Origin of the sequence: Micromonospora sp. NPDC006431, from assembly GCF_042870725.1 — a bacterium.
In the GTDB taxonomy this organism is placed as follows: domain Bacteria; phylum Actinomycetota; class Actinomycetes; order Mycobacteriales; family Micromonosporaceae; genus Micromonospora.
Genome location: NZ_JBIAHQ010000018.1, coordinates 55,677 through 78,985 on the forward strand (window position 1 = coordinate 55,677; position 23,309 = coordinate 78,985).

Below are 23,309 nucleotides of genomic sequence, written 5' to 3' on the forward strand. Positions count from 1 at the left end.
GACCGGAGGTCAGTCATGAGATCCAGAGGTCGAACACCACTCACCAGCCGCCTGCGTGCCACGCTCGCCGCGCACGCCGAATCCGAACGGACCGGCATCCCGGTCGACGAAGTCATCGAGATGCGGGCCGCGGGGCTGTCCCGCCGCAACCTGCTCGGCGGCGCCGCCGTCGCCGGGGCCGCCGCCGTCGCCGGGGCGGCCGGCCTGCCCCGCCCCGCCAGCGCGGCCGCCGCGCCCGCCGCACCACCGTCGGTGACCATCGTGGGAGCGGGTCTCGCCGGCATCCGCGCGGCCCACTGGCTCTACAAGGTCAAGGGGATCCGGGCCGCCGTCTACGAGGGCAGCTCCCGGATCGGCGGCCGCTGCTACACCCTGCGGAACTTCTTCGACGGCGGCGTCGTCGTCGAGCACGGCGGGGCATTCATCAACACCGAGCACAACACGATCCGCAACCTCGCCAACAGCCTCGGGCTCAGCCTCCGGGACGTGGGTGGCGGCAACCAGCCACCCGGCGGGGACAAGTACTGGATCGACGGAGCGGACTACCCCTACAGCGCGGCGAACACCGACTGGGGTCAGGTCTACCAGGCGTTCAAGGCGGCACAGCAGGCGGCGCCGTGGCCGCAGCGGTACGACAGCTACACCGCGACCGGGCTGGCGCTGGACAACCAGACGGTCAACCAGTGGCTGGACGCCAACATCCCGGGTGGCCTCGCCAGCCGCTTCGCCAAGCTCATGCAGAGCAACGTCGTCGCTGAGTACGGCATGGACCCGGACCAGCAGTCCGCGCTCAACCTCATCTACCTGCTCGCCTGGAACTCGCAGAACTCGCTGAACCCGCTGACCGGGGGCGACGAGAAGTACACCATCATCGGCGGCAACGACCAGCTGCTGACTGCCATGGTCGGCCAGCTGCCGGCCGGCACCGTGACGCCGGACCGCAAACTGGTGGCGGTCAAGGCGAACACCAACGGCTCGGTCACCTGCACCTTCCAGGCCGGCAACACGTACGTCGACGTGACCTCCGACAAGGTCATCCTCGCCCTGCCCTTCACCATGCTGCGCGAGTGCGACCTGTCCAGGGCCGGGTTCTCGACGGTCAAGATGCGCTCGATCAACGAGTTCGACCTGGGCAGCAACGCGAAGATCCACGTCCAGTTCACCAGGCGGCCCTGGGTGGCGCAGGGTTACGGCGGCGCCACCTACACCAACGTCACCGGATTCCAGTGCGCCTGGGACGACGCGGTCAACCAGGCAACCACCACCGGCGTGCTGTGCGAGTTCCCGGGCGGCAGCCAGACGAAGGTGTGGACCGGAGCGCCGTTCGGCGCGGCACCGGCCGCCCAGGTCACGTCGTTCCTGACCCAGCTGGAACCCATCTACCCGGGCATCACCGCCGCCTACAACGGCAAGGCGTACCGGGACGCCTGGCCGCTCAACCCCTGGTCGAAGGGCGCCTACTCGAGCCTCAAGCCGGGCCAGTACACCCGCTTCTTCGGCATCGAGGCCGCCCGCGAGGGCAACGTCCACTTCGCCGGGGAGCACACCTCGATCGAGTACTTCGGCTACCTCAACGGGGCGGTCGAGTCCGGCGAGCGCGCCGCCAAGGAGGTCACCGGCCCGTAGTCGACGGGGCGCCAGCGGCAGCGCGTGACGGTGCTGCCTCAACGGGGGTGCCGCCGGCGGGCATGAGGCAGCACCACACGCCCGGCTTCCGCTCAGCCGGATCTGCGCGCGCGAGTTCCGCGACCAGCACTTGCGAACGATTCAATGGAACTGGCTTGCGCGAGGCGTCGCGGACCTGCTGGGTGGCCGGATCCGGCCATCGTGGATGTCTTCACAGGAGGGACACGAGCACGTAGCCTGCCTGAAACGATTCATGGGCGGAGGCAGGCGTGACACCTCAGACTCCCGGATCCCCGCTGCTCGCCAGGCGCCGGACGGCGTTGACCCTGGCGGCGGCGACCGCCGTCGCCACGGTCGTCGCCGGGGCCCCACCGGCCTCGGCCGCCCGAGGTCACGCCCCGGGCGCACCGGCCGCGCTGACAGTCGACGACCGGACCGGCCCGCTCAACGTCGAGGGCACCCCGCGCTTCGGATGGCTGCCACAGGACGCCGACCCGGGGGAGACGCAGACGGCCTACCGGATCACCGTCAGCGAGCCCGGCGGCGACCTGGTGTGGGACTCCGGCAAGGTCGCCTCGGACCAGCAGTCCTACGTGCCCTACGCCGGGCCCGCGCTGCGCGCTGGCGCGGCGTACAAGTGGTCGGTGCGCACCTGGGACCGCACCGACCAGCAGTCCGCGCCCGGCACCGGCGCCTTCGAGACCGGCATCTCCGACACCCAGTGGGAGGGCGCCGCCTGGATCCGCCGCACCACCACCGAGGCCGACGACTACACCCTGGCCCGCACCGAGGTACGCCCCAGCGTCAGCCCGGTGGTCCGGGCCCGCTCCTACACCGCCGCCGACCACACCTACGAGCTCTACCTCAACGGCATCCGCGCCGACCGGGGCACCTCCTTCGGCTACCCCGGCGAGGACTACTACCAAGCCGCCGACGTCACCGACCTGGTGACCGCCGGCGAGCCGCTGGCCATCGGGGTGCGCTACCACTGGTACGGCAGCGGCCAGGGCCGCCCCGCCGGCGCCCGAGGCCTGCTCATGAAGCTGGTGGTCGAGCACGCCGACGGGACCCGGGAGGTGTTCGTCACCGACGGATCGTGGCGGGTCGCTCGGGACACCCAGTTCGTCGCGAACGCCGAGCGCCGCAACGGCGAGGGCGACCGGGTCGAGCGGCAGGACGCCCGCGCCGAGGTGACCGGCTGGACGCGGCCCGGCTACGACGACAGCGTCGCGCCGTTCACGGCCGCCGAGGTGGTCGGCGCGCACCCGAACGCGGCGTACCCGCGGCTGATCGGGCAGGAGACCCGGCTGGCCGAGACCACGGTCGCTCCGGTCGCACTGCGTACCGCCGATGACGGCACGGTGGTTGCCGACTTCGGGGTGGTCATCCCGGCCCGCCCCGCCGTACGGTTCGACGCCGGCGTGGCCGGTCGCACCGTGACCGTGCGGGCCGGCTACACCCTCACCGACACCGGCCGGGTCGCCACGTCGACCCTGCAGTCGCAGGGCACCAACATGAGCTTCCCCTACCTGCAGAAGGACGGCCCGCAGCAGTTCCGCGCCTTCACCCACCTCGGCTTCCGCTACCTGGAGATCCCCGACGCGGGTGAGGAGATCGCGCTCGACGACATCTCCGCCGTGGTGGTGCACAGCGACGTCCCCGCCGGCCGGGAGGCCAGCTTCGCCAGCTCGGACGCCACCCTCGACGCGGTGTGGACGATGATGAAGCGGTCCGCGCTCTACTCCGTGCAGGAGGCGTTCGTCGACACGCCGACGCGGGAGAAGGGCCAGTTCCTCGGCGACGCCGCCAACATCTCCTACGCCACGATGGGTGCCTTCGGTGAGCGTGACGCCACCCAGCAGGCCATCCGCGAGTTCCTCCGCTCCGCCGCCCGCTACTGGAACACCGGCAACGACCGGGGGCGGTACAACGCCGTCTACCCCAACGGGGACGGCAAGCGGGACATCCCCGACTACTCCCTGATGTTCGTCGACTGGGTGTGGCGGTACTGGACCGAGACCGGCGACCGGGCGCTGCTGGCCGAGGCGTACCCGGCGATCCGGGACACCGCCGACTACGTGCTGCGCCACATCCCGGCCACCGGCCCGACGGCCGGCCTGGTCACCGAACTGGCCGGCGGCAGCGGCGCCTACCGCTACGGCATCGTCGACTGGCCGGAGCCCGGCCGGTTCGGGTACGACATGTCCGCCGCCGCCCGCACCACCATAAACGCCCAGGGTGTCGACGTGCTGCGAACGACCGCCCGGATGGCCGAGGCGCTCGGCCGCCCCGCCGCGGAGGTCACCTCCTACGACGGCCGGGCCGCCGACCTCGCCGCGACGATGAACGCCAAGCTGCGCCGCGCCGACGGCAACTACGTCGACGGGCTGTCGGCCACCGGCGCGCAGAGCGGCCACGCCGGCCAGCACGCCACCTCGTACGCGATCGCCCACGGCGTGGCCCCGCAGGCCGACCTGCCGGCGCTCGCCGACCACCTCTCGGCCATGGGCATGAAGCAGGGGCCGATGACCGCACACTGGCTGCTGGCCGCGCTCGCCGACGCCGGCCGCCCCGACGCGGTGCTGCGGCTGCTGACCAACCCCGACGACCTGGGCTGGGCGAACATCCTCGCCCAGGGCGGCAGCTTCACCTGGGAGGCCTGGACCCTCGACCCGGGCACCAACTTCAGCCAGTCCCACGGTTGGGGTGCGCAGGCCGTGGTCGACGTGCAGGAGACCCTGCTCGGCGTCCGCACCGCCGTCCCGGGCGCCGCCGTGGTGGACGTGGCGCCGCCCGCCGTCGGGCTCGACCACGCGTCCGGCGTCGTGCCCACCCAGCGCGGACCGGTGCGCCTCGACTGGCGGCGCACCGGCGCCGGCCTGCTGGTCGACCTCGAGGTGCCGGTCAACGTCACCGCCCGGGTGGCCCTACCGGTCACCGAGGGCAGGTCCTACCGGGCCGCCGGTCCGAGCAAGGCCACCTTCATCGGGATCGAGAACGGCCGGGCCGTGTTCGAGGTGGGCTCCGGCCGGTCCAGCTTCCACCCGGTCGCCGACCCGGCCGCCCAGCCCCGCTGATCACCCGTCCGGCGCTCATCGGTCCGGACGTCGCCCACGAAAGTCGGTGCGGACCGCCGCACAGAAGGGTTTGGACCATGAAGCTCACGACGCGGCGCCGACCCGTGCTCTCCGCGGTCGTCGCACTGCTCCTCGGGCTGACGCCGGCGGTGGTGTCGGCGGGCCCGGCCGCCGCCGCACCGGAGGCTCCCCAGCTCACGGTGACCGGCCTGACCACCGAGCGGGCGACCGACCCGATCGGGCTCGACGTGGCGCAGCCCCGCCTCGGCTGGCGGATCGAATCCGCCGCCCGGGGCGTGCTCCAGGAGTCGTACCAGGTCCACGTCGCCACCAGCCGGGCCCGCCTCGACGACGCCGACGTCTGGGACAGCGGGCGCGTGACGTCCCGGCGCAGCACCCTCGTCCCGTACACCGGCCCGGCACTGCAACCCCGCACCCGCTACCTCTGGCAGGTCCGGGTGTGGGACACCGCGGGCCGCGCCTCCGGGTGGAGCGCCCCGGCCTCGTGGGAGACCGGCCTGCGGGGCGCCGAGGGCTGGCGGGCCGACTGGATCGGGCTGCCCCCGCCCACCGAGTCGTGGCGCGACTACACCGTGCAGACCACGGTGCGCCTGGAGCGCGACGCGGCCGGGATCTATCTGCGCGCCCACGGACCGACCAACGCCTACATGTGGCAGTTCTCCAGCACCGGCGGCACCGCCAAGCTGCGCCCACACGTGCGGGTCAACGGCGCCTGGACGGTGCTCAAGGAGGTGCCGCTCGGCGCGGTCGTGCCGCCCGACAAGCTCACCGCCCCGCACACCCTGCGTATCACGGCGGCCGGCGACACCATCACCACCTGGGTCGACGGCACCCAGGTCGACGTCACCCGCGACACCCGGCACCAGGGCGGCTCGGTCGGCCTGCGCACCGACGGAGCGGAGACCGGCGTCTTCTCCGACTTCTCCGTGACCAGCGGCGCGGACACCCTCTTCGCGGCCGCGCTCACCGACGGCGAGAACCCGTTCGGCGGCGGCACCCCCACGTCGAGCGGGCTGCGGGTCACCGGCAACACCGAGGCCATGCTCACCGCCCTGGACGCGAATCCGCTGCTGCGCCGCGGCTTCCGGGTCGACGGGGAGGTCGCCCGCGCCCGGATCTACGCCACCGCGCTCGGCGTCTACCAACTGTCGCTCAACGGGCAGCGCGTCGGCGACCACGAGCTGGCACCCGGCTGGACCGACTACCGCAAGCGGGTGCAGTACCAGACGTACGACGTGACCCGGCAGCTCCGCCAGGGTGACAACGCGCTCGGCGCCATGCTCGGCGACGGCTGGTACTCCGGCACCATCGCCTCCTTCGGCACCGACCACTACGGCTCCCGCCCGCACCTGGGCACCCAACTGGTCGTCGACTACACCGACGGCCGCACCGAGACGGTCCGTACCGACGGCTCCTGGCGTGCCACACCCGGGCCGTTCCTGCTGAGCGACCTGATCCACGGCGAGACGTACGACGCGCGCCGGCTGCCGGCCGGCTGGGACCGGCCCGGGTTCGACGACGCCGGCTGGTCGGCCGCCACCGTCGACGCCCCCGGCGCGACCGGCCCGATCGTCGCCCAGGTCGACCCGCCCGTGCGGGTCGCGCAGGAGCTGCCGGCGCGGGCGCTGACCCAGCCCGCCCCTGGCACCTGGATCTTCGACCTCGGCCAGAACATGGTGGGCAAGGTGCGGCTGAAGGTCGACGGTTCCGCCGGCACCACCGTGCGGATCCGGCACGCCGAGGTGCTCAACCCCGACGGCACCGCCTACACCGCCAACCTGCGGTCGGCCCGGGCCACCGACCACTACACCCTCCGCGGCGGCGGCGCCGAGGTCTACGAACCCACCTTCACCTTCCACGGCTTCCGCTACGTCGAGCTGACCGGCTACCCGGGCACCCCCGACCTCTCCACCGTCACCGGCCTGGTCATGCACACCGACGGGGAGCTGACCAGCGAGTTCGAGACCTCCAACGCGATGGTGAACCAGTTGCACAGCAACATCACCTGGGGGCAGCGCGGCAACTTCCTGTCCATCCCCACCGACACGCCCGCCCGCGACGAGCGGCTCGGCTGGACCGGCGACATCAACGTCTTCGCCGAGACCGCGACGTTCAACATGGAAAGCCTGACGTTCCTCACCAAGTGGCTGCAGGACCTGCGCGACGCGCAGTCCGCCAACGGGGCGTACCCCGACGTCGCACCCCGCGCCTGCTGCGGCGACGGCGCGACCGGCTGGGCCGACGCCGGCATCACGGTGCCGTACACGCTCTGGCAGCGCTACGGGGACACCCGGGTGATCGAGGAGCACTACGCGTCGATGGTGCGGTACGCCGCCTGGCTGCAGAGCACCAGCTCCGGCAACCGGCGCACCAACGCCGGCCCGTACCTCGACTGGCTCAACCTCGACGACCCGACGCCCGCCGGCGTCATCGGCACCGCGTACTACGCGTACAGCGTCCGGCTGCTCGGGGAGATGGCCGCGGCCATCGGCCGGGACGCCGACGCGGCCGGTTACGCGGCGCTGGCCAAGGACATCGGCAAGGCCTTCGTCGACGCGTACGTTTCGGCCGACGGCACCGTCCAGGGCGACAGCCAGACCGGGTACGTGCTGGCCATCGGCATGGACCTGCTGCCCGAGCCGCTGCGTGGCAAGGCCGCCGACCGGCTGGTCGACAACGTCCGCCGCCACAACTGGCACCTGTCCACCGGCTTCCTCGGCACCCCGGACCTGCTGCCGGCGCTGAGCGACACCGGGCACCTCGACGTCGCCTACCGGCTGCTGCTCAACGACACCTACCCGTCGTGGGGCTACGAGATCGCCAAGGGCGCGACCACGGTCTGGGAGCGCTGGAACTCGATCATGCCGGACGGCAGCTTCGGCGACGTGTCGATGAACTCGTTCAACCACTACGCCTACGGCGCCGTCGGCGACTGGATGTACCGGACCGTCGCCGGCATCCAGCCCGACTCCGGCAATCCCGGCTACACCCACCTCACCTTCGCGCCCCAGCCGGGAGGCGGCCTCACCTCGGCCCGGGCGTCGTACCGCTCCGCGCAGGGCGTGATCGGCAGCGACTGGAACCTCGACGCCCGCGGCGACCTGCGGCTACGCGTCACCGTCCCGGCGAACACCACCGCGACCGTGCGCATCCCGGCACCCGGGCGGCACGCGGTGACCGAGGGCGGCCGGCCGGCGGACCAGGCCGACAGCGTGCGGTTCGTCCGGATGGACGGCGGGACCGCCGTCTACGAGATCGGTTCCGGCGCCTACTCCTTCGGCGTCGACCGGGTGCTGGGCGACCTGGGCGAAACCGCCGACGCGGTGCAGGCGCTGTCGGCGCTGACCGACGAGCTCGCCGACGACCTGGGCCGACCGGTGGCCGCGCACCTGCGGGCCCAGCTGCGGAAGCTCGCCGACGAGACGACCGCGGCGCGGACCGCGTACCTGGTCGGCGACAATGCTGCCGCCGCCGGCGAGGTGCACCACGCCCTGGCCACCGCCGCCGACCTGAACCGGTGGCTGCGTACCCAGGTCGGCGTCGGCCGCGTCGCCGCGGCCCACGCCGACCGGTTCACCACCCTGCTCACCCGGGTCGACCAGCGGCTCTCCGCGGCGTCGTCGGCCCTGGTCGGCGCGGTGGTCAAGCTGGATCTGCCGGTGGGTGAGCGGCTGCCGGGCGACGTCGTCCGGGCCAGCGTCGTGGTCGCCAACGGCGGCACCGCACCGATGACCGGGGTGACCTCCGACCTGCGCGTTCCCGCCGGGTGGACGGTGACACCGGTCGGCGACCGGCCCACCACCGTCGCCCCCGGCGCCACCGTCAGCCACCGCTACGACCTGCGCATCCCCGCCGGCCAGTCGCCGGCCGACGTGGTCGTCGACGGTTCGGCCAGCTACCGCCTCCAGGGTGGCGCCGCCACCCTGCCCGTCGCGGGCACGATCACCACTGCGCCGGCCGTGGTCATCGAGTCGGCGTCCGCCACCCCCACCGCCGTGGCTCCCGGCGCCGCGACCACCGTCGGTGCCGTGCTGCGCAACCGGGCCGCCGTGCCGGTGACCGGGCAGCTCACCACTACGGCGCCCGACGGCTGGCGGGTGGCGTCGCCGACCGCCCGGTACGACCTCGCACCCGGCGCGGAGACCACCGTTTCGACCGTCGTCACCGCACCGGTGACGGTGACGGAAGGGCCGGCGGAGCTCACCATGGCCACCGGCGGCACGGACGCCGAACGGCGCACCCTCGCGGTCCCGGTCCGGTTCACCAACCCGCCGGCCGGCGCGTACGACCACGTCGACCTCGGCGACGCGGCCTCCGAGCAGGCGCACCGCCTGACCGCCTCGACCCACTCGGGCACCAACACCGAGGCCGGGTTGACCCGCCGCTACACCAACGTCAGCTACCCCGACGGTTGGTTCGAGTTCGACCTCGCCGTCGCACCCGGCGAACCGTTCGTGCTGCGGGCCGTCGAGACGTACGACCAGGCGCAGCTGAAGGACTACGAGATCGTCGTCGACGGGGTGGTGGCGCACGCCCGCTCCTGGCGGCGCACCGCGGGCGGGGCCGGCACGGTCAGCTACCAGTTCGTCGTCGACCTGCCGGACGCGACCCGCGACGGGGTGGTGCGGGTGCGGTTCCGGGACACCGGTGACGGCTACGACCCGTCGATCGCCGACGTCTGGTCGGCACCCCTGCCCGCCGGCTCGCCGTCCTGACCCGACATCGAGGAGACACCCATGGCCCAGACACCACCGGTCCCGCCACAGGGGACCGAACTCAGCCGCCGATCCCTGCTCGGCTGGGGCGTCGCCGGCGCGGGAGCCGTCGCGCTCGGCGCGGGCATCGCCGAGCCGGCGGCGGCCGCACCGCCCCCCGGGGTTGGTGCCGGCCCGCTCTCGGTCGGCCGCCCCCGCACCGAGTACGCCGACCAACTTCTCGGCACCGACGTCGCCCAGCCCCGCTTCTCCTGGACCGGCACCGCCCCCGGCCACGGTGCCACGCAGAGCGCGTACCAGGTGCTGGTGGCCAGCCGCGCCGACCGGCTCACCCCGGACGCGGCCGACGTCTGGGACTCGGGCCGGGTGACCTCGGCGCGGTCGGTCGGCGTGCCGTACGCCGGTCCGCCCCTGGCCCCGGGCACCCGCTACCACTGGACGGTGCGGCTGTGGGACGGCGCCGGCCGGGAGACCGGGTGGAGCACGCCGACCTGGTTCGAGACCGGCCTGCTGGACGAGGGCTTCGGCGCGGCCCGCTGGGTCGGCGCGCAGCCGGACGTCGCGCAGGCACCGCTCGACTTCGCTGGGGCGTCGTGGATCTGGTCGCCCGGGGCCAGCTCGAGCAACGCGCCGGCCGGTACCCGCTGGTTCCGGGGCCGGCTCGCGGTGCCCGCCGGGGTCGAGATCGCCGCCGCGCACCTCGTCGTCACCGCCGACGACGACTACACCGCCTACCTCGACGGGCGCCAGGTGCTGCACGCCCCGCAGCAGGCCGACGGCTGGAAGAGCGCCGAGTTCGCCGACGTCACCGAACTGGCCCGCGCGGCCGTCGGCCGCACGCTCACCCTGGCCGCGGTGGCCACGAACCGGCCCGGCCCGTCGGTGAACCCGGCCGGCCTGCTGGCCAAGCTGGTGCTGGTGACCGCCGCCGGGCAGCGGCTCGTGCTGGTCACCGACGGCTCCTGGCGCAGTTCGGACACCGAACGGCCGGGCTGGCAGGAGGCCGGGTACGACGACGCCGGCTGGGCCGGCGTGGCCGTGCTCGCCCCCTACGGGCAGGGGCCGTGGGGCGGCAGCGTCACCGTGCCCCAGCCCCGGTCCCTGGACCTCGCCGGCGCCTCCTGGGTGTGGGGGCCGGGCGCGACGGTGAACAACGCGCCCGTCGGCCCGCGCTGGTTCCGCGGCCGGCTGGCCCTGCCCGCGGGGCTCGACGTCGCCTCCGCCCGGCTGATCATGAGCGCCGACGACGATTTCACCGCGTACCTGGCCGGTCGGCTCACCCTGTCGGCGCCCCAGCAGACCGACGGCTGGCGCACCGCCCGGGTCGCGGACGTCACCGAGCTGGCCCGCCAGGCCGTCGGCGGCGACCTGGTGCTGGCCGCGATCGCCACCAACCGGGCGGGTGCGTCGGTCAACCCCGGTGGCCTCATCGTGAAGCTCGTCGTACGCACCGCCGACAGCCGGGAGCTGGTGCTGGTCACCAACGCCGGCTGGCGGACCACCGGCACCGTCGAGTCCGGCTGGGAGCAGCCGGGCCACGACGACTCGGCCTGGTCGCCGGTGGTCGTGCTTGCTCCGTACGGGCAGGGACCGTGGGGCAGTGGCATCGAGCCGCCGGTGGAGGAGCGGCCCGCCCCGCTGCTGCGGCGCGCGTTCCGGCTGACCAAGCCGGTGACCCGCGCCCGGCTGTACGCCAGCGGCCTCGCCTACCAGGTGCTGCACGTCAACGGGAAGCGGGTCGGCACCGCGGTGCTGGACCCGGGGTTCACCGACTACGACGACACCGTCCTGTACGTGACGCACGACGTCACCGACCTGCTGGCCGAGGGGCAGAACGTCCTCGGCGCCGAGCTGGGCCGCGGCTTCTACGGCATGACCACCCGCAACGTGTGGCGCTGGCACCAGCCACCCTGGCACGGCGAGCCCCGGCTGCTCGCCCGTCTCGTCGTGGAACACCCGGACGGGTCGCGCACCGAGATCGTCAGCGATGACGCCTGGCGGATCACCGCCGGCCCCACCCTGTCCAACTCGCTGTTCGCGGGGGAGACCTACGACGCCCGGCAGGAGCCGGCGGGCTGGTCGACGGCCGGATTCGACGACGCCGGGTGGGCCCGGGCGAGCGCTCTGGACGCCCCGGCCGGCACGCTGCGCGCCCAGGAGCACGAGCCCATCCGGGTGGTCGAGTCCGTCGCCCCGGTCGCCCTCAGCTCGCCGCGCGCCGGTGTCTGGGTGGCCGACTTCGGCCGGACCACCGCCGGCTGGGTCCGGCTGCGCGCCACCGCCCCGGCCGGCACCACGATCCGCATCCTGTACGGCGAGAAGCTACGCGCCGACGGCACCGTCGAGGCGTCCAACGGCAACGTGCAGAGCGCTCGCTTCCAGCAGGACGAGTACGTCGCCCGGGGCGGCGGCGAGGAGGTGTGGGAGCCGCAGTTCTCGTACAAGGGCTTCCGCTATGTGCAGCTCGACGGCCTGCCCGGCGCGGCCACCACCGACACGGTCACCATGCGGGTGGTGCACTCCGACGTCCGGGACGTCGGCGAGTTCCGGTGCAGCGAACCGCTGTTCGAGCAGTTCGAACGGATGATGCGCCGCACGGTGCGCAACAACCTGCACGGCATCCCCACCGACACCCCGATGTACGAGAAGAACGGCTGGACCGGTGACGCGCAGGTGGCCGCGCCCACCATGGCGGGCCTGCTCGACCTGTCCCGGTTCTTCACCAAGTGGCTCGGCGACCTGCGCGACAGCCAGGTCACCTCCGGGCAGGTGCCGGTGATCGTGCCCAGCGGCGGCTGGGGCTACCAGGAGCTCGCCCCGGCGCCGGAGTGGACGACGGTCTACCCGTTCCTGCTGCGCGAGATGCACCGCTGGTACGGCGACGACCGGCTGCTGCGCCAGCACTGGCAGCCGGTGGTCGACTATCTGGACTGGGAGCTGGGGCGGCTGCGCGACGGCCTGGCCGTGACCGCGCTCGGGGACTACCTGTCGCCCGGCACCGGCGGCAACCCGCCCGAGGACACCCGGCTCACCGCGACCGCGTACCTGCACCGGGCGCTGGTGGCCACGGCCGAGGTCGGTGAGCTGACCGGGCAGGACGGGCCGGCGGCCCGGTTCCGGACGGCGGCCGCCGGGCTGCGGGACCGGCTGAACGAGACGTTCCTGGACCGGACGCGCGGGCTGTACCGCACCGACCGCGATCCCGGCTACCGGCAGACCTCCAACGCGGTGCCGCTGGCGTTCGGGCTGGTGCCCGACGACCTGGTCGGGAAGGTGGTGGACAACCTGGTCGCCGACATCCGGGAGCGGGGCTGGCACCTCAACACCGGCTGCCTCGGCACCAGCGTCCTGCTGCCGGTGCTGACCGAGCACGGCCACGCCGACGTGGCGGCCCGGGTGGCCCGGCAGCGGACCTACCCGAGCTGGGGCTACTGGGTGGACAACGGCGCCGACACCATGTGGGAGATGTGGCCGACGTCGACCCGCTCGCGCCAGCACTACTTCCACGGCACCGTCGTGCAGTGGCTCTACGAGCACGTGGCCGGCCTGCGGCCGGTCGCCGACGGCTGGGCGCGCATGGTGGTCCGGCCGGACGCCCGGGCCGAGGTGTCCGCCGCATCGGCGGCGGTGGACACGGTCCGCGGCCGGGCGTCGTCGGCCTGGCGACGCCAGGACGGCGGGTTCGAGCTGACCGTGCAGGTGCCGGTCGGCGCCACCGCCGAGGTGCATGTGCCCGCGGCGCGGGCCGAGGACGTGGAGGCGTCACCGGGTGGGCTGGTGACCGCCCGCCGGATGGCGGACGGTTACCTGGTGCACACGGTGGGCGCGGGTACCTGGCGGTTCGTCAGCAGTTCCGCGCCGACTGGCTGAGGACGGCGACGGCGCCGGCCGCGCGGGGGAGCGCGGGCCGGCGCCGTCGCGCTGTGGCCGTCGCGGCACGCGATCCTGGCCGCCCCCAAGGCCAGGCGGGCGGGCGACCATTCGCCGGCGACGCCTGCGCGGGCCCGAGGTCAGCGCCGGGTACGCCGGGGCTGCTCGCTGGAGCGGCGGACGACCAGCTCCGGCTGGAACACCACGTGCCGGTGCCGGTGCGTCTCGCCGGACCGCGCCTCCTCCAGCAGCAGCTGGGCCGCCGTGCGGCCGAGCTGCTCGCGGGGTTGACGCACCGACGACAGCGGCACCGCCGCCGCGCCGGCGAACTCGATGTCGTCGTAGCCGACGATGGCCACGTCGGCGGGCACCCGCAGGCCGCGCTCGGTCACCTCCTGCAGCACGCCCAGCGCGATCAGGTCGTTGGCGCAGAACACCGCGGTGGGCCGCTGCCGGGCCGGCAGGGCCAGCAGGTCCTCGGCGGCGCGCCGCCCGGCGGCGACGGTCAGGCTGGTGGTGGTCGCCACCCGCAGCTCGGCGCCGCCGCGTTCCTCCAGCGCGGCCGCGGCCCCGGCGTGCCGTTCGGCGACCTGAGCGATGGAGAACGGGCCGCCGAGGTATGCGATGCGCCGGTGGCCCTGGTCCAGCAGGTGGTCCATGGCCAGCCGGCCGCCGAGCACGTCGTCAACGGCCACCGAGCAGCGGCTGGCCCGGCCGGAGCCGCGGTCGACGAGCACCACCGGGATGCCCCGGTCGATGAGCTTGTCCAGGTTGGGTTGGGGGCCGTGGCCGACCGGGGTGATGAGCACCCCGCGGACCCGCTGCTCCTCCAGCAGTTCCAGGTGCCGGCGTTCCCGGGCGCTGTCCTCGCCGCTGTTGCAGACGACGAGCATCGCGCCGGCGTCCTCGACGACCTGTTCGGCGCCGCGCACCACGTCGGTGAAGAACGGGTTCGCCACGTCCAGCACGACGATGGCGACGGTCCGGCTGTGCCCGGCGCGCAGTTGGCGGGCGGAGTCGTTGCGGACGTAGCCGAGTTCGGTGATGGCGTCGAGCACCCGCTGCCGGGTGGCCGGGGCGACCGTGTCGGGTCGGTTGAGCACGTTGCTCACCGTGCCGAGGGAGACGCCGGCGTGCCGGGCCACCTCCTTGATGTTCGCCGCTGCCATGGCTCCCCTGACGATCGGTGCGGTGGGTGGTTGCGGCCCGCTCTCGGGTGCGGGCAGGGTCGCGGTGCTGCCGCGGCCGTACGGGGCGTGCCGGCCGGAACGGGCCGACCGGGCGACGACGGGGAGTCTATAGCGTCTAAAACGTTTCATCCAGTCGGCTGAGCCGGCCGGTGTGCCTTCTTCGCAGGCCTGGGACGTGTTGCCGCGCGGCGTAGTCGCGCCGCTGGCAACAGTCTAGAAATCGACGGGAAACCCTTGACGGTCCCGAATGTCGACCCCTACCGTCCATGCAACAAAGCGTGAAACGATTCAGGAGGGGATCGGATGAGCCCCGGCGCACCGGGCGCGGAGAGCGCTCCGCTGCTGGAACTGGACGGCGTGACGAAGTCCTTCGGGGCCGTCGCCGCCCTGCGGGGGGTGCACCTGGCGCTGCACCCCGGAGAGGCCCACGCCCTGGTCGGGGAGAACGGGGCCGGCAAGTCCACCCTGGTCAAGACCCTCGCCGGAGCGCACGCCCCGGACGCCGGCCGGATGACCCTCGACGGCCGACCGCTGCAGCTGCGCGGCCCCGCCGACGCCCGCGCCGCCGGCATCGCGGTCATCTACCAGGAGCCGACCCTGTTCCCGGACCTGTCGGTCGCGGAGAACATCTTCATGGGCCGGCAACCGCTGCGGGGTCTGCGGCGCATCGACACCCGGGCGATGAACCGGGACGCCGAGCGGCTGTTCGAGCGCCTCGGTGTCCGGATCGACCCCGCCCGCCCCGCGCGCGGGCTGTCCATCGCCGACCAGCAGCTCGTCGAGATCGCCAAGGCGCTCTCCTTCGACGCCCGCATCCTGGTCATGGACGAGCCCACCGCCGCGCTCTCCGGCGTCGAGGTGGAACGCCTCTTCGGCGTCGCCCGGTCGCTGTGCGAGCGCGGCGCCGCCGTGCTGTTCATCTCGCACCGCTTCGACGAGGTCTTCGACCTGTGCCAGCGGATCACCGTGCTGCGCGACGGCGCGTGGGTATCCAGCGACCGGGCCGCCGACCTCACCGTCGACGAGGTGGTGCGGCGCATGGTCGGCCGCGAGGTGTCCTCGCTCTACCCGAAACAGGACGCGCCGCTGCGCGACACCCTGCTGGAGGTGCGCGGGCTCAGCCGGGCCGGCGTCTTCTCCGATGTGTCCTTCTCGGTTCGCGGCGGCGAGATCGTCGCCCTGGCCGGGCTGGTCGGCGCCGGACGCAGCGAGGTCGCCCGCGCCGTCTTCGGCGTCGACCGCTACGACGCCGGTGAGGTACGCGTGGCCGGCCGAGCCCTCCCGCCCGGCAACCCGGGCAGGGCGATCGCCGCCGGCATGGCCCTGGTGCCCGAGGACCGCCGCCAGCAGGGCCTGGTCATGGAGCTGTCGGTGGAGCGCAACGCCACCCTCGCCCGCCGCCGGGCGCTGAGCCGGCTGGGCCTGCTCCTCGGTGGCGCCGAGCGGGCCGAGGCCCGCAGCTGGACCCGTCGGCTGCAGGTCAAGGCCTCCCGCCTCGCCGCGCCGGTGGCCACCCTCTCCGGCGGCAACCAGCAGAAGGTGGTGCTCGCCAAGTGGCTCGCCACCGAACCCCGCATCCTGATCATCGACGAACCCACCCGCGGCATCGACGTCGGCACCAAGGCCGAGGTCCACCGGCTGCTGTCCGAACTGGCCGGCGAAGGGCTGGCCATCCTGATGATCAGCAGCGAGCTGCCCGAGGTGCTCGGCATGGCCGACCGGGTGCTGGTCATGCACGAGGGACGGGTGGTCCGCGAGCTGCCCCGGGCCGAGGCCGACGAGACCTCCGTGATGTTCGCCGCCACCGGCCAAGGAGCTGCCGCATGAGTGAGCGTCAGCGAACGAATCATCAGCACAGTGCCGTGGTGCCTCATGACGGCACGGAGCGAAGCGGAGTGCCGGCATGAGCCTCACCGACGCAGGGGCACCTACGCAGGCGGCGGAGAACCCGCCACCCGGCCCCGGCCGGCGGCGGGGCGGCCTCACCGAGCGGCTGCTCGCCGTACGCGAACTGAGCCTGCTGCTCGCCCTCGGCGCGCTGATCCTGGTCACCACCGTCCGCAACGACCGGTTCCTCAGCGGCCAGAGCGTCAAGGACCTGCTGCTCGGCTGCGCCATCCTGGTCATCCTCGCGGTCGGCCAGACCGTGGTCATCGTCACCCGCAACGTCGACCTGTCCGTCGGATCGATCCTGGGGCTGGTCGCCTTCGCCACCGGCGAGCTCTTCCTCGCCGCGCCCGGCACCCCCTGGCCGGTCGCGCTCCTGCTCGGCGTCGCCCTCGGCGCGGTCTGCGGAGTGGTCAACGGCGGCCTGATCGCGGTGGCCAAGGTCCCGGCCCTGGTCATCACCCTCGGCACCCTCTACGCCTTCCGTGGCGTCGACTACTACTGGGCGGCGGGCCGGCAGATCAACGCCGCCGACATGCCGCGCTCGTTCCTGCGGCTGGGCAACCAGACGGTGCTCGGCGTACCCGTGCTCTTCCTGGTCGCGCTCATCGTGGTCGCCGCCGTCGGCTTCTACCTGCGCTCCTACCGCAGCGGCCGCGAGCTGTACGCCATCGGCTCCGAGCCGGCCGCCGCCCGGCTGTCCGGTATCCCGGTCGGCCGGCGCGTCTTCGCCGTCTTCGTCGCCAACGGCGCGCTCGCCGGCCTCGCCGGGGTGCTCTACGCCGCCCGGTTCGGCACCCTCGACGCGGCCGCTGGCACCGGCCTGGAACTGCAGGTCGTCGCCGCCGCGGTGGTCGGCGGGGTGGCCATCTTCGGCGGCAGCGGCAGCGCCTACGGCGCCGCGCTCGGCGCCGTCCTGCTCACCACGATCGGCAGCTCGCTGGCCGTCCTGCGCATCGACCCGTTCTGGCAGCAGGCCGTGGTCGGCGCGCTCATCCTCGCCGCCATCGGCCTGGACCGGCTCCTGGCCCTCCGGATGGCGGCCCGGCTCCGAGGGAGAAGCGCCCATGGCGCATGACAGCCTGTACGCCGCACCGCCGTCCGCCGCGGACACCGAGCGGGAGGCGGGCCGCCTGGCGGGCCTGCGCGGCACGCTCGGTTCCTGGGACGCGGCGATCGTGGCCGCCCTGGCGGTGGCCGTACTGCTGGCCGGCCTGTCGGTGCCGAACTTCGCCACCGGCCGCAACGCCCAGTTCCTGCTGCTCGACCTGGTGCCGCTGGCCCTGCTCGCGCTGCCCATGACGCTGATCGTCATCACCGGCGAGATCGACCTGTCGGTGGCCAGCATGGTCGGCCTGGGCAGCACGCTGATGGGGCAGCTGTGGCTGTCCAGCGGGCTGTCGCTGGAGCTGATCTGCGTGCTGGTGGTGCTGCTCGGCGCCGCGCTCGGCGCGGTCAACGGCCTGTTCGTCACCGGGTTCGGCCTGCCGTCGCTGGCCGTGACCATCGGCACCCTCGCCCTGTACCGGGGACTGTCCTTCGTCGTGCTCGGCGACCAGGCGGTGGCCGACTTCCCGGCCAGCTGGACCGCCGCCGTGGTGCAGACCATCCCCGGCACGTCGATCCCGGCCGCGGTCGTCCCGGTGCTGCTGCTGGCGCTGGTGTTCGGCGTCGTGCTGCACGCCACCCCGGTCGGCCGGGCGCTGTACGCCATGGGCAACAACGACGAGGCCGCCACGTTCGCCGGCGTGTCGGTGGCCCGGACCAAGTTCTGGCTGTTCGTGGTCTCCGGCGCGGTCTGCGGGCTGGCCGGGGTCTTCTGGACCCTGCGCTACGCCAGCGCCCGCGGCGACAACGCCACCGGCCTGGAGCTGACCGTGGTGACCGCGGTGCTGCTCGGCGGGGTGTCCATCTTCGGCGGCCGCGGCGGGCTGCTCGGCGTGGTGGCCGGTGTCCTGCTCCTCGGGGTCCTGCGCAACGCCCTGCAGCTCGCCGACGTGGACGCCAACGCGCTGACCATCGTCACCGGAACCCTGCTGATCGTCTCCGTGGTACTGCCCAACGCCGTCGCGGAACTCCGCGCCCGGCTGCACCGCCGACGGCAACGCGCGCACCTCACCGCGTCGTGACCGTCTCCGCACCCCACCTCCCTGGAAGGATAACGATGTCCACGTACAGACGGCTCCGCGTCGGGGCCACCGCCGTCACCCTCGCCGCGCTGCTGCTCGGCTCCGCCGCCTGTGGCGGCACCACCCGGGAGAACTCCGGCAACGACACCGGCGGCGGCGCGCAGGCCAGCGGCGCCGCCAACCCGGACGCCAAGCTCAAGGAAGGGCTCAAGATCGCCTTCCTGCCGAAGCAGGTGAACAACCCCTACTTCACCACCAGCGACAACGGTGGCAAGGAGGCGATCACCGAGATCAAGGGCGAGTACAAGGAGGTCGGCCCCTCCGAGGCCAGCGCCTCGTCCCAGGTCAGCTACATCAACACCCTGTCGCAGCAGGGCATGGACGTGATCGTCACCTCGGCCAACGACCCCAACGCGATCTGCGGCGCGCTGAACCAGGCGAAGGCGGCCGGCGCCAAGATCGTCACCTTCGACTCCGACACCAAGCCGGAGTGCCGCCAGATCTTCGTCAACCAGGTGACCGCCGAGGGCATCGCGGAGAACCAGGTCAAGCTCATCTCCGAGCAGATCGGCGGCGCGGGCGAGATCGCCATCCTGTCCGCCACCGCCAACGCGACCAACCAGAACGCCTGGATCGCGCTGATGAAGGAGGAGCTGAAGAAGCCCGAGTACAGCAAGCTCAAGCTGGTCACCGTGGCCTACGGCAACGACGACGACCAGAAGTCCTTCCAGGAGACCCAGGGCCTGCTGCAGTCCTACCCCAACCTGAAGGGCATCATCTCGCCGACCACGGTCGGCGTGGCCGCCGCCGCCCGCTACCTCAGCGGGTCGCAGTACAAGGGCAAGGTCAAGCTGACCGGCCTGGGCACCCCGAACCAGATGCGCGAGTACGTCAAGGACGGCACGGTCGACGGGTTCGCCCTGTGGAACCCTGCCGACCTCGGCTACCTCGCCGCGTACGCCGGCGCGGCCCTCGCCTCGGGCCAGATCACCGGCGCCGAGGGCGACAAGTTCAAGGCCGGCAAGCTCGGCGAGTTCACCGTCGGCAAGGACGGGGTGGTCGTCCTCGGCCCGCCCACCGTGTTCGACAAGAACAACATCGACCAGTTCCAGTTCTGACCCGCCCTGGCGGTGCCGGCGCCGGTCGCGCCGGCACCGCCCCGGGGGCGCCCGACGGGAGAACCATGCCCCGCATCTGCTTCACCCTGCAGGTCGACCCGGCCCGTCTCGACGAGTACCGCGCCCGGCACGAGCGGGTCTGGCCGGAGATGCTCGCCGCCCTGGCCGACAGCGGCTGGCACGACTATTCGCTGTTCCTGCGCGAGGACGGCCTGCTCGTGGGGTTCCTGGTGACCGACGACTTCGCGGCGGCCCAGGCCGCCATGCAGGCCCGTGACGTCAACGCCCGCTGGCAGGCGGAGATGGCGTCCTACTTCCTCGACCTCGACCAGGGCACGGCCGACCGGGCCATGCGGCCGCTGGCCGAGGTCTTCAACCTCGAGGCGCAGCTCGCCGCCCAGACGGGAGAGTCACGATGACCCAGTCCGACGCGCAGACCCACGACCGGGTCAAGCAGGCCCTGCGCATCCAGCGCATCGAGACCCCGTCCTGGGCGTACGCGAACTCCGGCACCCGGTTCAAGGTCTTCCCGCAGGAGGGCGTGCCGCGCAACCCGTACGAGAAGATTGCCGACGCGGCGGTGGTGCACCGGCTCACCGGGGTGGCGCCCACGGTCGCCCTGCACATCCCGTGGGACCGGGTCGACGACTACGCCGACCTGGCGAAGTACGCCGCCGACCAGGGCGTCGCCCTCGGCGCGATCAACGCCAACGTGTTCCAGGACAACGACTACAAGCTCGGCAGCGTCACCAACCCGGACCCGGGCGTGCGCCGCAAGGCGATCGACCACCTGCTCGAGTGCGTGGACATCATGGACCGCACCGGCTCCCGCGACCTCAAGCTCTGGTTCTCCGACGGCACCAACTACCCCGGGCAGGACGACATCCGCGCCCGGCAGGACCGGCTCGCCGCCGCGCTGCGCGAGACGTACGACCGGCTCGGCGACCACCAGCGGCTGCTGCTGGAGTACAAGCTGTTCGAGCCGGCCTTCTACGCCACCGACGTGCCGGACTGGGGTACCGCGTACGCGCACTGCCTCGAACTCGGGCCGAAGGCGCAGGTCGTCATCGACACCGGGCACCACGCGCCCGGCACCAACATCGAGTTCATCGTGGCGTTCCTGCTCCGGGCCGGGAAGCTGGGGGCGTTCGACTTCAACTCCCGCTTCTACGCCGACGACGACCTGATGGTCGGCGCCGCGGACCCGTTCCAGCTGTTCCGCATCATGTACGAGATCGTCCGCGGCGACGCGCTGGGCCCGGAGGCCGGGATCGCGTTCATGCTCGACCAGTGTCACAACATCGAGCCGAAGATCCCCGCGATCATCCGCTCCGTGCTGAACGTGCAGGAGGCCACCGCCAAGGCGCTGCTCGTCGACGCCGCCGCGCTGGCCGCCGCGCAGCAGGCCGGTGACGTGCTCGGCGCCAACGCGGTGCTGATGGACGCCTACCACACCGACGTGCGGCCGCTGCTCGCCGAGCTGCGCGCCGAGCTGGGCCTGGACCCCGATCCGATGGCCGCGTACGCCCGCTCCGGCTACTTCGACAAGATCCGCGCCGAACGCGTCGGCGGCCAGCAGGCCGGCTGGGGCGCCTGACCACCACCGAGAACGCAGACAGGGGACATGAGGACGATGCATTCCGAGGTTCAGGCGCTCATCGCCCGCAGCAACCGGCTCGGCGCCGACCCGACCACCACCAACTACGCCGGCGGCAACACCTCGGCCAAGGGCGAGGCCACCGACCCGGTGACCGGCGGCCCCGTCGAGCTGCTCTGGGTCAAGGGCTCCGGCGGCGACCTCGGCACCCTCACCGAGGCCGGTCTGGCCGTGCTCCGGCTCGACCGGCTGCGTGCCCTCGTCGACGTCTACCCCGGCGTCGAGCGGGAGGACGAGATGGTGGCCGCCTTCGACTACTGCCTGCACGGGCGGGGCGGGGCGGCACCGTCGATCGACACCGCCATGCACGGTCTGGTCGACGCCGCCCACGTCGACCACCTGCACCCCGACGCCGGCATCGCGATCGCCACCGCCGCCGACGGGCCCGAACTGACCAAGGAGATCTTCGGCGACCGGGTGCTGTGGGTGCCGTGGCGCCGCCCCGGCTTCCAGCTCGGGCTCGACATCGCCGCCGTCGCAAAGGCCAACCCGCAGGCGATCGGCGTCATCCTCGGCGGGCACGGCATCACCGCCTGGGGAGCAACCAGCGAGGTGTGCGAACGTCACTCGCGGGAGATCATCCGCACCGCCCAGGCGTACCTCGACGAGCATGGCCGGCCCGAGCCGTTCGGCCCGGCGATCCCCGGCTACGAGCCGCTGCCCCCGGACGAACGGCGCGCCCGCGCGGCGGCGCTGGCGCCGGTCATCCGGGGCCTGGCCTCCACCGATCGCCCCCAGGTGGGGCACTTCACCGACAGCGACGTGGTGCTCGACTTCGTCACCCGCGAGCGGCACCCCGCGCTCGCCGCGCTCGGCACCTCCTGCCCGGACCACTTCCTGCGCACCAAGGTCCGCCCGCTGGTGCTCGACCTGCCACCGACCGCCCCGCTGGCCGACACGGTCGCCCGGCTCCGGGAACTGCACGCCGCCTACCGCGACGACTACCGCGCCTACTACGAGCGGCACGCCACCGGCGACAGCCCGCCGATGCGCGGCGCCGACCCGGCCATCGTCCTGGTGCCAGGCGTGGGCATGTTCAGCTTCGGGGCCAACAAGCAGACCGCCCGGGTCGCTGGGGAGTTCTACGTCAACGCCATCAACGTCATGCGCGGCGCCGAGGCCGTGTCCCGGTACGCCCCGATCGACGAGGCCGAGAAGTTCCGCATCGAGTACTGGACCCTCGAAGAGGCCAAGCTGGCCCGGATGCCCAAGCCGAAGCCCCTCGCCACCCGGATCGCCCTGGTCACCGGCGCCGGCTCCGGCATCGGCCGGGCCGTCGCCCACCGGCTGGCCGCCGAGGGCGCCTGCGTGGTCGTCACCGACCGGGACACCGCCGCCGCCGAGACGGTCGCCGCTGAGCTGGGCGGCCCGGACGTCGCGGTGGCCGTACCGGTGGACGTCACCGACGCCGACGCGGTGGCCGCCGCGGTCCGCGCGGCGGTCCTCGCCTACGGCGGCCTGGACCTGGTGGTCAACAACGCCGGACTGTCGCTGTCGAAGTCGCTGCTGGAGACCACCGAGGCGGACTGGGACGTGCAGCACGACGTGATGGCCAAGGGCTCCTTCCTGGTCTCGCGGGAGGCCGCCCGGGTCCTCATCGACCAGCAGATGGGCGGCGACATCGTCTACATCGCCAGCAAGAACTCCCTGTTCGCCGGACCGAACAACGTCGCCTACGGCGCGGCCAAGGCCGACCAGGCGCACCAGGTCCGCCTGCTCGCCGCCGAACTGGGCGGCCACGGCATCCGGGTCAACGGCGTCAACCCCGACGGGGTGGTACGCGGCTCCGGCATCTTCGCCGCCGGCTGGGGCGCCCAGCGCGCCGCCGTCTACGGCGTGCCGGAGGAGAAGCTGGGCGAGTTCTACGCCCAGCGCACCCTGCTCAAGCGGGAGGTGCTGCCCGAGCACGTCGCCAACGCCGTGTTCGTGCTCACCGGCGGCGACCTGTCACACACGACGGGTCTGCACATCCCGGTGGACGCCGGCGTCGCCGCCGCCTTCCTCCGCTGATCCGGCCCG

The 23,309-nt window shown here is 73.2% G+C and carries 12 protein-coding genes; 11 read left to right on the top strand and 1 reads right to left on the bottom strand.

The genetic code is table 11. The features are described from left to right. Positions 1-15 precede the first annotated feature (15 nt). The 4 genes from ACFYM6_RS26240 to ACFYM6_RS26255 all read left to right on the top strand — a co-directional run bounded on the left by ACFYM6_RS26240 (position 16) and on the right by ACFYM6_RS26255 (position 13,309). Complete coding sequence (locus ACFYM6_RS26240) at positions 16-1,626, top strand: flavin monoamine oxidase family protein (protein ID WP_387279649.1); 1,611 nt, start codon at positions 16-18, stop codon at positions 1,624-1,626. A gap of 269 nt (positions 1,627-1,895) precedes the next feature. Beyond that, positions 1,896-4,703 carry a family 78 glycoside hydrolase catalytic domain gene (locus tag ACFYM6_RS26245; protein ID WP_387279651.1) on the top strand — a complete coding sequence of 936 codons (2,808 nt, stop codon included), beginning with the start codon at positions 1,896-1,898 and terminating at the stop codon, positions 4,701-4,703. Positions 4,704-4,780: 77 nt separating this feature from the next. Continuing rightward, positions 4,781-9,439, top strand: coding sequence for a family 78 glycoside hydrolase catalytic domain (locus ACFYM6_RS26250; RefSeq protein WP_387279653.1), 4,659 nt, complete (start codon positions 4,781-4,783; stop codon positions 9,437-9,439). Positions 9,440-9,460: 21 nt separating this feature from the next. Next, complete coding sequence (locus ACFYM6_RS26255; protein WP_387279655.1) at positions 9,461-13,309, top strand: family 78 glycoside hydrolase catalytic domain; 3,849 nt, start codon at positions 9,461-9,463, stop codon at positions 13,307-13,309. Positions 13,310-13,449: 140 nt separating this feature from the next. Here ACFYM6_RS26255 and ACFYM6_RS26260 read toward each other — a convergent pair whose 3' ends face one another. Further along, the gene (locus ACFYM6_RS26260) at positions 13,450-14,478 is read right to left on the bottom strand and encodes a LacI family DNA-binding transcriptional regulator (RefSeq protein ID WP_387279657.1); all 1,029 of its coding nucleotides are present in this window, start codon (positions 14,476-14,478) and stop codon (positions 13,450-13,452) included. Positions 14,479-14,802: 324 nt separating this feature from the next. Here ACFYM6_RS26260 and ACFYM6_RS26265 point away from each other — a divergent pair, with 324 nt between their 5' ends. From ACFYM6_RS26265 to ACFYM6_RS26295, 7 genes are all read left to right on the top strand, one after another. After that, positions 14,803-16,326, top strand: a complete 1,524-nt coding sequence (locus ACFYM6_RS26265) for a sugar ABC transporter ATP-binding protein (protein ID WP_387279659.1) — start codon at positions 14,803-14,805, stop codon at positions 16,324-16,326. Between the two features lie 76 nt (positions 16,327-16,402). Further along, the gene (locus ACFYM6_RS26270) at positions 16,403-17,464 is read left to right on the top strand and encodes an ABC transporter permease (protein WP_387279661.1); all 1,062 of its coding nucleotides are present in this window, start codon (positions 16,403-16,405) and stop codon (positions 17,462-17,464) included. Then, positions 17,454-18,515 carry an ABC transporter permease gene (locus ACFYM6_RS26275; protein WP_387279663.1) on the top strand — a complete coding sequence of 354 codons (1,062 nt, stop codon included), beginning with the start codon at positions 17,454-17,456 and terminating at the stop codon, positions 18,513-18,515. Before ACFYM6_RS26270 ends, ACFYM6_RS26275 begins: the two co-directional genes overlap by 11 nt. Positions 18,516-18,550: 35 nt before the next feature. Continuing rightward, positions 18,551-19,633, top strand: a complete 1,083-nt coding sequence (gene rhaS / locus ACFYM6_RS26280) for a rhamnose ABC transporter substrate-binding protein (protein WP_073838427.1) — start codon at positions 18,551-18,553, stop codon at positions 19,631-19,633. A gap of 65 nt (positions 19,634-19,698) precedes the next feature. Next, positions 19,699-20,052: an L-rhamnose mutarotase gene (locus ACFYM6_RS26285; protein WP_387279665.1), complete on the top strand. Its 354-nt coding sequence runs from the start codon at positions 19,699-19,701 to the stop codon at positions 20,050-20,052. Continuing rightward, the gene (gene rhaI / locus ACFYM6_RS26290; RefSeq protein WP_387279667.1) at positions 20,049-21,230 is read left to right on the top strand and encodes an L-rhamnose isomerase; all 1,182 of its coding nucleotides are present in this window, start codon (positions 20,049-20,051) and stop codon (positions 21,228-21,230) included. The genes ACFYM6_RS26285 and rhaI overlap by 4 nt, the downstream gene beginning before the upstream one ends. 27 nt (positions 21,231-21,257) lie before the next feature. Then, positions 21,258-23,300 (top strand): bifunctional aldolase/short-chain dehydrogenase, encoded by a 2,043-nt coding sequence (locus tag ACFYM6_RS26295; RefSeq protein WP_387279669.1) that lies wholly within the window; start codon positions 21,258-21,260, stop codon positions 23,298-23,300. Positions 23,301-23,309: the final 9 nt, after the last annotated feature.